We start from the raw sequence: 11,836 nt of genomic DNA on the forward strand, positions 1-11,836 counted from the left end.
CTCTTGCGTGGTTTTGTTGTCCCTACAGGAGCTGTAATGCCAAATCGTCTTACCTGGTGCGATCTGCCCGCCGATGTTTCACTTTGGCCGGGTTTACCCCTTTCCCTCAGCGGTGATGAAGTGATGCCGCTGGATTACCGTGCTGGTCGGACTGGCTGGTTGCTGTATGGGCGCGGGCTCGATAAACAAAAACTCACCGATTATCAGCATAAGCTGGGGGCGGCGATGGTGATCGTTAGCGCCTGGAATGTCGATGAGTATCAGGTGATACGTCTGGCAGGCTCGCTGACGCCGCGCGCCAGCAAACTGGCGCATGAAGCCGGTTTTGATGTGGCGCCGCTTGGCAAAATCCCGCATCTGAAAACGCCAGGCTTGCTGGTGATGGACATGGATTCCACCGCGATCCAGATTGAGTGCATCGATGAGATCGCCAAACTGGCGGGCTGCGGCGAGCAGGTGGCGGAAGTCACCGAGCGCGCGATGCGCGGCGAGCTGGATTTCAAAGCCAGCCTGCGCGAGCGCGTCGGCACCCTGGCGGGCGCCGATGCCAATATCCTGATGCAAGTGCGCGATGCGCTGCCGCTGATGCCAGGCTTAACCACGCTGGTGCAGAAGCTGCAGGCGCTGGGCTGGCAGGTGGCGATCGCCTCGGGCGGCTTTACCTTCTACGCCGACTATTTGCGCCAGACGCTGCATTTAGCCGCGGTGGTGGCCAACGAGCTGGAGATTCGCGACGGCAAGCTAACCGGCCAGGTGCTGGGACAAATTGTCGACGCCCAATTTAAAGCCGATACCCTGAACGATCTGGCACAGCGCTTTGAAATTGCTCCGGAACAAACCGTGGCGATTGGCGATGGTGCCAACGATCTGCCGATGATTAAAACCGCGGCGCTGGGTATCGCCTATCATGCTAAACCTAAAGTGAATGAGCAGACGGAAATCATCATTCGTCATGCTGACCTGATGGGCGTGTTCTGCATCCTGACCGGCAGCCTGATTCACGAAGAGCGTTAACTGAGGATTTGATTTGGCCAAAGCGGCAAAACGCGCCTTCGTTTGTAACGAATGCGGCGCTGATTATCCGCGCTGGCAGGGGCAATGCAGCGCCTGCCATGCGTGGAACACCATCACCGAGGTGCGCATTGCCGCCTCGCCTGCGGCGGCGCGTAATGAGCGCCTGAGCGGTTATGCCGGCGGCAACGCGGGCGTTAGCCGCGTGCAGAAGCTGTCGGAGATCAGCCTCGAAGCCCTGCCGCGTTTCTCAACCAGTTTCAAAGAGTTCGATCGCGTATTGGGCGGCGGCGTGGTGCCGGGCAGCGCCATCTTAATTGGTGGTAATCCGGGTGCCGGTAAATCGACGCTGCTGCTGCAGGTGATGTGCAAGCTGGCAGAAGGGATGAAAACCCTGTATGTCACCGGCGAAGAGTCACTGCAACAGGTGGCGATGCGCGCCCATCGTCTGGGATTACCGACCGAAAACCTCAATATGTTGTCGGAAACCAGCATCGAGCAGATCTGCCTGATCGCCGAGCAGGAGCAGCCGAAATTGATGGTGATCGACTCGATTCAGGTAATGCACATGGCGGAGATCCAATCCTCGCCGGGCAGCGTAGCGCAGGTGCGTGAAACGGCCGCCTACCTGACACGCTTCGCCAAAACGCGCGGCGTGGCGATCATCATGGTCGGTCACGTCACCAAAGACGGTTCGCTGGCCGGCCCGAAAGTGCTGGAACACTGTATCGACTGTTCGGTGATGCTGGATGGCGACGCTGATTCCCGTTTCCGCACCTTACGCAGCCATAAAAACCGCTTTGGCGCGGTGAATGAGCTGGGCGTGTTCGCCATGACCGAACAAGGCATGCGCGAAGTCAGCAATCCATCGGCCATCTTCCTGTCACGCGGTGATGAGATCACCTCGGGCAGTTCGGTGATGGTGCTATGGGAAGGTACGCGTCCGCTGCTGGTCGAGATTCAGGCGCTGGTGGACCATTCGATGATGGGCAACCCACGCCGCGTCGCGGTGGGTCTGGAGCAGAATCGCCTGGCAATCCTGTTAGCGGTACTGCATCGCCACGGCGGCTTGCAGATGGCGGATCAGGATGTGTTCGTTAACGTGGTCGGCGGCGTAAAAGTCACCGAAACCAGCGTCGATTTGGCGCTGCTGATGGCGATGGTATCGAGCTTCCGCGATCGTCCGCTGCCGCAGGATCTGGTGATCTTTGGTGAAGTGGGCCTTGCCGGCGAAATTCGCCCGGTGCCGAGCGGCCAGGAGCGCATTTCCGAAGCGGCGAAACACGGCTTTAAGCGCGCCATCGTCCCGGCCGGCAATGCGCCGAAGAAACCGGTCGAAGGGATGAAGGTGTACAGCGCGAAGAAGCTGGCGGATGCGTTAGCGATTCTGGATGAGTTGTAAGTTTTACCGGTCGGCATGAATGCCGACCCTACGTTTGTAGGGTGCGCATTTATGCGCACCGTCTTAAAGGCCGCACCGCCCTTTATTCCACGCAGGAGGCACTAAATGTCATCGTTTGACTACCTGAAAACAGCCATTCGCCAGCAAGGCCACACGCTGCAGCAGGTTGCCGACGCCAGCGGAATGACCAAAGGCTACTTAAGCCAGCTGCTCAACGCCAAAATTAAAAGCCCGAGTGCGCAGAAGCTGGAAGCGCTGCACCGTTTTCTTGGCCTGGAATTTCCGCGCCGCGATAAAACCGTTGGCGTGGTGTTCGGGAAATTTTATCCGCTGCATACCGGCCACATATATTTAATCCAGCGCGCCTGCAGTCAGGTGGATGAGCTGCATATCATCATGGGCCACGACGAGCCGCGCGATCGTGAACTGTTTGAAAACAGCGCCATGTCGCAGCAGCCGACCATCAGCGATCGACTACGCTGGTTGCTGCAAACCTTCAAATACCAGAAAAATATCCGCATCCATTCGTTTGATGAAGAGGGCATTGAACCTTATCCGCACGGCTGGGATGTGTGGAGCGGCGGCGTCAAAACCTTTCTGGCTGAGCAGGGCATTGAGCCGAATTGTATCTACACCAGTGAAGAGCCGGATGCCGCGATGTATGAGCAGCACCTCGGCATTCCGGCGGTGGTGATCGATCCCAATCGATCCTTTATGAACATCAGCGGCGGGCAGATTCGTCAGGATCCGTTCCGCTACTGGGAATACATCCCGACCGAAGTGAAGCCATTCTTCGTGCGCACCGTGGCGGTGCTGGGCGGCGAGTCGAGCGGCAAATCAACGCTGGTGAACAAGCTGGCGAACATCTTCAACACCACCAGCGCATGGGAATATGGCCGCGATTATGTCTTCTCGCACCTCGGTGGCGACGAGATGGCGCTGCAATATTCCGACTACGACAAAATCGCGCTCGGTCAGGCCCAGTACATCGACTTCGCGGTGAAGTACGCCAGTAAAGTCGCCTTTATCGATACCGATTTCATCACTACGCAGGCGTTTTGCCTCAAGTACGAAGGTCGCGAGCACCCGTTTGTGCAGGCGTTAATTGATGAATACCGTTTCGACCTGGTGATTTTGCTGGAAAACAACGTGCCCTGGGTGGCGGATGGATTGCGCAGCCTCGGCAGCTCAATGGATCGTCGCGAGTTCCAGACCATGCTGATCACCATGCTGCGTGAAAACAATATCGAGTTTGTTCACGTTAAAGAAGATGACTATGACACGCGCTTCCTACGTTGCGTCGAGTTAGTAAAGCAGATGCTGGGCAGCTGATTCAGCCATAAAAAAGGCGCCACTAGGCGCCTTTTTCACAGTAAAAGCCTTACTTCGCCATACGCTTGTACTTGATACGCTTCGGCTCGAGCGCGTCGGCGCCGAGGGTGCGTTTCTTGTACTCTTCGTACTCGGTAAAGTTACCTTCGAAGAACTCCACCTTGCCTTCATCCTGATAATCGATGATGTGGGTGGCGATACGGTCGAGGAACCAACGGTCATGCGAGATCACCATGGCACAGCCCGGGAATTCCAGCAGGGCGTTTTCCAGCGCGCGCAGGGTTTCGATGTCGAGGTCGTTGGTTGGTTCATCAAGCAGCAGCAGGTTGCCGCCGACTTGCAGCAGCTTGGCGAGGTGCAGACGACCGCGCTCACCCCCTGACAGCTCGCCCACGCGTTTGCCCTGATCGGTGCCTTTAAAGTTGAAGCGACCGACGTAAGCACGGCTTGGCATCTCAGTGTTGCCAACGCGCATAATGTCCTGACCGCCAGACACTTCTTCAAACACGGTTTTGGAATTGTCCATCGCGTCACGGAACTGATCAACCGACGCCAGCTTGACGGTTTCGCCCAGCTCGATGGTGCCGGAATCGGGTTGCTCCTGGCCTGACATCATGCGGAACAGCGTAGATTTACCCGCGCCGTTCGGGCCGATGATGCCGACAATCGCGCCTTTCGGTACAGAGAAGGTCAGATCGTCGATCAGCACGCGATCGCCATACGATTTCTTCAGGTTGGTCACTTCCAGCACTTTGTCGCCAAGGCGAGCGCCAGGTGGAATGAAGAGTTCGTTGGTTTCGTTACGCTTCTGGTAATCGGTGTTGTTCAGCTCTTCAAAGCGTGCCAGACGGGCTTTGCCCTTCGACTGACGGCCTTTCGCGCCTTGACGCACCCACTCCAGCTCTTTCTCGATAGATTTGCGACGCGCCGCTTCAGAAGAAGCTTCCTGCGCCAGACGCTGATCTTTTTGCTCCAGCCAGGAAGAGTAGTTACCTTCCCACGGAATACCTTCACCGCGGTCCAGTTCCAGAATCCAGCCAGCCACGTTATCCAGGAAGTAACGGTCATGCGTGATCGCCACAACGGTGCCTTCGAAGTCGTGCAGGAAGCGCTCGAGCCACGCCACGGATTCGGCATCCAGGTGGTTGGTCGGTTCGTCGAGCAGCAGCATGTCTGGCTTTTCCAGCAGCAGACGGCACAGCGCCACGCGGCGGCGCTCACCACCGGAAAGGGTAGCGATCTTGGCATCCCAGTCTGGCAGACGCATCGCGTCGGCGGCACGGTTCAGCTGGGTATCGAGGTTGTGACCATCGTGCGCCTGGATCACTTCTTCCAGACGGCCCTGTTCCGCGGCCAGCTTGTCGAAATCCGCATCGGGATCGGCATACAGCGCATACACTTCGTCGAGGCGCTTCAGCGCGCCAACCACTTCTGAAACCGCTTCTTCAACGGATTCACGCACGGTGTGCTCCGGGTTCAGCTGCGGTTCCTGCGGCAGATAACCCACATTGATGCCCGGCTGTGGGCGTGCTTCCCCTTCGATATCGGTATCGATACCGGCCATGATGCGTAGCAGCGTCGATTTACCCGAGCCGTTCAGGCCGAGCACACCGATTTTTGCTCCAGGGAAGAAGCTAAGAGAAATATTCTTCAGAATGTGACGCTTCGGCGGAACGACCTTGCCGACGCGATGCATGCTATAGACGAATTGAGCCACGTTGTATTGAGCCTTTTGGTCTGTGAGTTATGAACTTTAGGTACAGAAGTTTAGCCGTTTTCAGCCTTTATTCATACCCGTCATACTTCGCGCTGCAGGCGCGTTGGCTGCTTGTGTCCACCCCAGTCACATACTTATGTATGCTCATGGGGATGTACCCACTTGCCGCCTTCCTGCAACTCGAATTATTTAGGGTCTGGTTTTGTTTCCCGGTAATAGAAACAGAGGAATTCTAAGATTTAGGCAATCGCAGCGGTATATTCTGTTGTGCCAGCCAACTCTTCAGCGCCGGTTCGGGTGCGCTATCGCTGACCAGCAAATCAAAACGGCGTAATTCACCGATACGCGCGGGCAGCACTTTGCCAAATTTACTGCTGTCCGCCACCAGCACGCGCTGACGTGCGCGCAGCATCGCGTGGTGCTTCATCGCCAGCTCGTTAATGTTGTAGCAGGTGGCGCCCTGTTCCTGATCGATACCTGCCGCTGAAATAAACGCCAGCGTCGGGCAGAGATCGTCGAGGATCGAATGCGCGCCAATCGGCGTGAACAGCGCGTTATCGGCGTGGAACTCACCGCCGCTCAGGATCACGTTGCAGGCCGGTTTCTCTTTCAACGCCAGGAAAGTGTTCATCGCGCAGCAGATGGCGGTGAACGGCAAGCTATCAGGTATCGCATCTACGATGTACGGCAGCGTGGTGCCGCAATCAAAAAATACCGTGTCATTTTCACTGATCAGATCCGCAGCAGCCTGCGCCAGGCGCTGTTTGCGTGCGGCGTTCTGACCGTGCTGATCGGAGATAAAGTAGTGTCCGGCGTGGCTTTTCGGATCGCTGACGATATAGCCGCCCAGCAGCACCACGGTTGAAGCCGGTTCGGTGAGATCGCGGCGGATGGTCATTTCCGACACGCCGAGCAGCTGCGCCGCGTCTTTCAGGTGCAGTTTATCGGTGCGTTTCAGCGCCTGAGCCAACTTGTGAATACGTTCGTCGCGCCGGGTTTCCATGATCATCTCTGCGTAATTAATCCTGAAGTCGAAGTGGCCTGGTCAAAAATCACGATAAATCTCACATATTTTAATGATTTGCGACGTATCCAGCAGGCCAGTTTTCAATCTTACCTGTAATGAGATCGGCCCGCAAACCTCATGCAATGCCGCCAACGTGTTGCTCTCAAGCCGCTTCGCTCTGATTCTCAATGTTGTTCCATTGTTAGAATAATAACATTCATTTCTACGAATGAAGGGCTGTTTATCGGCTTTTTATCAGGATGTCGAGGTGTGAAATTTATCACATAATTAACTTTATTAACCTGATATTGTTATTTTAATAACATTATAAAGCTAAAAATTCACCGGGAGAAAACAATGGATATTGCGGTTATTGGGTCAAATATGGTGGACCTCATTACCTATACCAATCAGCTGCCTAAAGCGGGCGAAACGCTGGAAGCACCCGATTTTGCCATCGGCTGCGGGGGTAAAGGTGCCAATCAGGCTGTGGCAGCGGCGAAGATGGGCGGCAGCGTGATGATGGTGAGTAAAGTCGGCGACGATCTGTTCGCGCCGAATACCGTGGCCAATCTGCAGCAGCAAGGCGTTGATACCCGCTTCGTCACCACCGCGCCAGGCACCTCCAGCGGCGTGGCACCGATCTTCGTCGACGATGAGTCGCAGAACCGCATTCTGATTATTAAAGGTGCCAACCAACAGTTGAAGCCAGCCGATATCGATGCCGCCGCTGACGCGTTGAAAAGCTGCCAGTTGATCATCCTGCAGCTGGAGATCCCGCTGGAGACCGTTTATTACGCCATTGATTTTGCCCGTCAGCATGACATCAAAGTGATCCTCAATCCGGCACCGGCGGTGGCGGATCTCAATATCGACTACGCCTGCAAATGCGACTTTTTCATGCCGAATGAAACCGAGCTGGAGATCCTCACCGGCATGCCGGTCACCACGGATGAAGAGGTGAAGCTGGCGGGGCAATCGCTGCTCAAACGCGGGCTGAAAAACCTGATCATCACGCTGGGCGGGCGCGGTTCGCTGTGGATGTCTGGCGACAGCGTGCATCAGGTTGCCCCCACCGCGGTAAAAGCGGTGGATACCAGCGGCGCGGGCGATGCCTTTATCGGCTGCTTCGCCCACGAGTTGGTGAAAAGCGGCGATATCCCGGCCGCGATGGCGCAAGCCTCGGCTTATGCCGCCTGCAGCGTGACCGGTCGCGGCACGCAGCGCTCCTATCCCGACGCGGAAACCTTCCAGCGTTTTCTCAACGTTCACTGAGGTCGAGTTATGCAACCGAACATTGTTCAGCAATCTGATGGCTATCTGAATAAAACGCCGCTGTTCCAGTTCATTTTGCTCTCGTGCCTGTTCCCGTTGTGGGGCTGTGCGGCGAGTCTGAACGACATCCTGATCACCCAGTTCAAAAGCGTGTTCGCGTTAAGCGATTTCGCCAGCGCGCTGGTGCAGAGCGCGTTCTACGGCGGCTACTTCCTGATCGCTATTCCGGCCTCGCTGGTGATCCGCAAAGCCACCTATAAACTGGCGATTTTATTGGGCCTGGCGCTGTATATTGTGGGCTGCGTGCTGTTCTATCCCGCGTCGCACATGGCAACCTACACCATGTTCCTGGCGGCGATTTTCGCCATCGCCATCGGTTTGAGCTTCCTCGAAACCGCCGCCAACACCTACAGCTCGATGATTGGTCATCGCGATCACGCCACGCTGCGCCTGAATATCAGCCAGACTTTCTATCCGGTGGGCGCACTGATGGGCATCGTGCTGGGCAAATATCTGGTGTTTCAGGAGGGCGACAGTCTGGAAAGTCAGCTGGCCGGCATGAACGCGGAACAGGCGCATGCGTTCCGTCTCACCATGCTGGAGCACACGCTTGAGCCGTATAAATATCTGGTGATGGTTTTGGTGGTAGTGATGCTGCTGTTCCTGTTCACCCGCTATCCGCGCTGCAAACCGGAAAGCAGTGAAAAATCGTTGCCGTCGCTCGGCGAGACTTTCCGCTATCTGGCGGCGAATCGTCACTTCAAACGCGGGATTCTGGCGCAGTTCTTGTATGTCGGCATGCAGGTGGCGGTATGGTCGTTCACCATTCGTCTGGCGCTGACGCTCGGCGCGGTCAATGAGCGCCATGCCTCTAACTTTATGATTTACAGCTTCATCGGCTTCTTTATCGGTAAATTTATCGCCAACGTCCTGATGACGCGCTTCCGTGCGGAAAAAGTGTTGATTGCCTACTCGCTGCTGGGTGCTCTGGCGCTGGCGTATGTGATGTTTGTGCCAAACTTTACCGCCGTGTATGCCGCCATCCTGGTCAGTGCGCTGTTTGGTCCGTGCTGGGCGACGATCTACGCTGGAACGCTGGCGACCGTCGATAACAAATACACCGAAGTGGCGGGCGCGTTTATCGTGATGTCGATTGTCGGTGCTGCCTTTATTCCTGCGATTCAGGGCTTCGTCTCCGATCATCTGGGCTCGATGCAGCTGGCGTTCGGCGTTTCGCTGCTGTGCTTCGCCTGGGTGGGTTACTTCTTCTGGGGCGAGCTGCGTCATAAAAAACAGGCAGAAGCAGCCGGTCGTTTAGTTGAGGAGATGCCATGAAAACCCGTTTACCGTTACGTCGTGAGCAGTTTCATGAAACGCCAGCCACGCTGCTGCGCAACGAGACGTTCCACGTCGAGCTGTTTCGCTATCCCGCAGGTGTGGAAGCGGTGTGCATCAGCAATCCACGCGGCACGGTGATCGTACTGCCGTTTTACGGTCAGATGGTGTGGGACGCTAACTTTGACGGCCATTCGCTGACCATGAGCCACAGCTTTAAGCAGCCGCTGCCCGGCAGTTCGATCATTGATACCTACGGCTGTTTCGCTTTCCACTCCGGGCTGCTGGCCAACGGCTGTCCGGCAGAGGATGACGATCATCCGCTGCATGGCGAAATGGCCTGCGCGCGCATGGACAGCGCATGGATCGTGCTGGAGGACGATCGCCTGTCGCTGGAGGGCGAAACCGAATATGTGAAGGGCTTTGGCCATCACTATCTTGCCGCACCGGCGGTGCGCCTTGAGGCCAATGCTGCGCGCCTGCACATTGAGATGAACGTCACTAACCTGGCAGGCGCTCCGATGCCGCTGCAGTATATGTGTCATCTGAACAGCGCCTGGCTGGATCAAGGGCGTTTCCAGCAGTCGATCCCGACCGATGCGTTCCAGCTGCGCAGCTCGATCCCGGCGCACGTCAAGCCTACCCCACAGTGGCGCGCATATACCGATCAACTGGCGCGCGATCCGCAGGCGTTTCAGCAGCTGGATCAGCCGCAGATGTGCGATCCGGAGATCGTGTTTTTCGCCGACGATCTCCAGCAGTACGGCGATGAGATGCAGTTCGAGCTGCACTCACCGCAAGGGTTTGCCCTGATGACGCGCTTTTCCAGCCAGCAATTCCCGCACGCCACGCGCTGGATGCTGCATAACCGCGATCAGCAGGTCGCCGCCTATGTGCTGCCGTCAACCTGCCGCCCGGAGGGTTTCAAAGCCGCACAGCGCGCTGGCACGCTGATTGAGCTGGCCCCCGGCGAACAGCGCCATTTCAGCGTTGAGACCGGGATTTTGTAATCAATGGCGGTCTTAGGATCGCCATTTTAAAATCAATATCAACAGCGGATGTTGATATTAAAAATCATTTAAAAAATATCAAATATACCCCTATCTCCCCTCGGTTAATTGCAATGACCTAATGATTTAGATCAAATTATTAAATAAGAGGATGTGCATTATAGTAATTTGATTTAAATTTACGTTTAGGGAAGGGTTATGGCATCTGTACCGATAGGACCTGGTGCATTAATTATTCAGAATAATATGCGTGAAGCCAGATGTAATGGTATGTCGAGAGGTATGGCGACACCGGCAACCTATTACTGGTTTTATCAAAAAGTACGCAATCGCGGCCCTTGGGATTACAAACAATTCGACTTCAATTGGGCTGCTTTTGGAAACTTCAATTTTGGCGCTTCAGGCAGAGCGGCTGGCATACCCGATGACATTTTGCTGATGGGCGCGGGATTTGCTCAAACACTCGCTGGCACATCAAAACCTCGCTGGGGAAAGTGGTATGATGTTCCTCCCTATGGAGATGATCCCACAGATCAACGCAATATACGCGAGGGAATTGAGTATGCTAAACAGCACGGTTATTAAGCGATTTCATTTGATACTGACTCTTCTTTTGCTGATTATTATTGGTTTTTTAGTCATCGGTAATGAAAGCTCACGCGATAATGATGTGTTGAAGCGTAGTCAAAAAATCAATCAATCTTCCTGGCTATATATGACTGAATACAGTGCTGGCGGTGCCACTGTTCCTGTTATTTATCGATATTATTTAACCAGTGAGATTACCGGCAACGAAAAACAAGTTTTAAATAAACTTAAAACGTTGGAACCTCTCATTGAAGGTGTAGGAAGCATCCGCTCAATTAACATATCAGCTAATGGGCATATCACCTTTGGATGGAGTGGAAAAATAGTGTCAGTGAGCAGTAAAGTTGGCACGGCAGATTTTGAATTTGAAAATTAATTAAAATATTTAAAATGCTCGAAACGACGTGCCTCCTGCTTGTAGACGCGGCCGTTAAGCCGCTCTTTTGAATTATCAAGCTCAACTAAATCGCTACTAATCCGCGTACGCCGTCGGCTTCCATGGCGGATCCGGCGCCGCGCTGCACGATCTCGCCGCGCGACATCACCAGATAGCTGTCGGCCAGTTCGGCGGCGAAATCATAAAACTGCTCAACGAGCAGGATCGCCATATCGCCGCGCTGCGCCAGCTGGCGGATCACCGCCCCGATCTCCTTGATCACCGACGGCTGGATCCCTTCGGTTGGCTCATCGAGGATCAACAGCTTTGGTGAACAGGCGAGGGCGCGGCCAATCGCTAATTGCTGCTGTTGTCCGCCCGACAGGTCGCCGCCGCGGCGCGCTTTCATCTCACGCAGCACCGGAAACAGTTGATAGATCTCCTCCGGCACCGCTTTGGCCTGTGCGCCAGAAAAACGCGCCAGCCCCATCAGCAGATTCTCTTCCACCGTCAGACGCGGGAAGATTTCGCGCCCCTGCGGCACATAAGCGATACCGGCCTGCACGCGCTGATGCGGCTTGCGGCTGTTGATCACATTATCCTGCCAGCGAATTTCGCCGGATTTAGCCGGAATCAGCCCCATCAAACATTTCAGTAACGTGGTTTTACCCACGCCGTTACGTCCCAGCATGCAGGTAATTTCACCCGGCTTCGCTTCAAACGACAGGCCGCGCAGAATGTGGCTGCCGCCGTAATATTGATTCAGTTCCGCGACTTGCAGCAT

At 55.3% G+C, this 11,836-nt stretch carries 11 protein-coding genes; 8 read left to right on the forward strand and 3 right to left on the reverse strand.

Going from position 1 to position 11,836, the window contains the following annotated elements:
* The first annotated feature begins 36 nt into the window (after nucleotides 1–36).
* From serB to nadR, 3 genes are all read left to right on the forward strand, one after another.
* The gene (gene serB, locus P6287_RS03140) at nucleotides 37–1,014 is read left to right on the forward strand and encodes a phosphoserine phosphatase (RefSeq protein WP_277974496.1); all 978 of its coding nucleotides are present in this window, start codon (nucleotides 37–39) and stop codon (nucleotides 1,012–1,014) included.
* Between the two features lie 13 nt (nucleotides 1,015–1,027).
* The gene (radA, locus tag P6287_RS03145) at nucleotides 1,028–2,413 is read left to right on the forward strand and encodes a DNA repair protein RadA (RefSeq protein ID WP_007886867.1); all 1,386 of its coding nucleotides are present in this window, start codon (nucleotides 1,028–1,030) and stop codon (nucleotides 2,411–2,413) included.
* A 105-nt stretch (nucleotides 2,414–2,518) separates the two neighbouring features.
* Complete coding sequence (nadR, locus tag P6287_RS03150) at nucleotides 2,519–3,745, forward strand: multifunctional transcriptional regulator/nicotinamide-nucleotide adenylyltransferase/ribosylnicotinamide kinase NadR (protein ID WP_110867484.1); 1,227 nt, start codon at nucleotides 2,519–2,521, stop codon at nucleotides 3,743–3,745.
* A 49-nt stretch (nucleotides 3,746–3,794) separates the two neighbouring features.
* Here nadR and ettA read toward each other — a convergent pair whose 3' ends face one another.
* Nucleotides 3,795–5,462 (reverse strand): energy-dependent translational throttle protein EttA, encoded by a 1,668-nt coding sequence (ettA, locus tag P6287_RS03155; protein ID WP_097095007.1) that lies wholly within the window; start codon nucleotides 5,460–5,462, stop codon nucleotides 3,795–3,797.
* A gap of 232 nt (nucleotides 5,463–5,694) precedes the next feature.
* Entirely contained in the window at nucleotides 5,695–6,465 is a 771-nt protein-coding gene (gene deoR, locus P6287_RS03160) for a DNA-binding transcriptional repressor DeoR (protein ID WP_192412434.1), read from the reverse strand.
* Nucleotides 6,466–6,825: 360 nt separating this feature from the next.
* Here deoR and rbsK point away from each other — a divergent pair, with 360 nt between their 5' ends.
* From rbsK to P6287_RS03185, 5 genes are all read left to right on the forward strand, one after another.
* Nucleotides 6,826–7,743, forward strand: a complete 918-nt coding sequence (gene rbsK / locus P6287_RS03165) for a ribokinase (protein ID WP_110867485.1) — start codon at nucleotides 6,826–6,828, stop codon at nucleotides 7,741–7,743.
* A gap of 9 nt (nucleotides 7,744–7,752) precedes the next feature.
* The gene (fucP, locus tag P6287_RS03170) at nucleotides 7,753–9,078 is read left to right on the forward strand and encodes an L-fucose:H+ symporter permease (RefSeq protein ID WP_110867486.1); all 1,326 of its coding nucleotides are present in this window, start codon (nucleotides 7,753–7,755) and stop codon (nucleotides 9,076–9,078) included.
* Nucleotides 9,075–10,088 carry an aldose 1-epimerase family protein gene (locus P6287_RS03175; protein ID WP_277974497.1) on the forward strand — a complete coding sequence of 338 codons (1,014 nt, stop codon included), beginning with the start codon at nucleotides 9,075–9,077 and terminating at the stop codon, nucleotides 10,086–10,088. The genes fucP and P6287_RS03175 overlap by 4 nt, the downstream gene beginning before the upstream one ends.
* A 198-nt stretch (nucleotides 10,089–10,286) precedes the next feature.
* Nucleotides 10,287–10,673 carry a polymorphic toxin type 44 domain-containing protein gene (locus P6287_RS03180; protein ID WP_192412430.1) on the forward strand — a complete coding sequence of 129 codons (387 nt, stop codon included), beginning with the start codon at nucleotides 10,287–10,289 and terminating at the stop codon, nucleotides 10,671–10,673.
* Complete coding sequence (locus tag P6287_RS03185; RefSeq protein ID WP_277974498.1) at nucleotides 10,651–11,052, forward strand: hypothetical protein; 402 nt, start codon at nucleotides 10,651–10,653, stop codon at nucleotides 11,050–11,052. The genes P6287_RS03180 and P6287_RS03185 overlap by 23 nt, the downstream gene beginning before the upstream one ends.
* Before the next feature lie 85 nt (nucleotides 11,053–11,137).
* Here P6287_RS03185 and urtE read toward each other — a convergent pair whose 3' ends face one another.
* Complete coding sequence (gene urtE, locus P6287_RS03190; RefSeq protein ID WP_277974499.1) at nucleotides 11,138–11,836, reverse strand: urea ABC transporter ATP-binding subunit UrtE; 699 nt, start codon at nucleotides 11,834–11,836, stop codon at nucleotides 11,138–11,140.

The organism is Pantoea sp. X85 (genome assembly GCF_029623675.1).
GTDB classification, from domain to species: domain Bacteria; phylum Pseudomonadota; class Gammaproteobacteria; order Enterobacterales; family Enterobacteriaceae; genus Pantoea; species Pantoea leporis.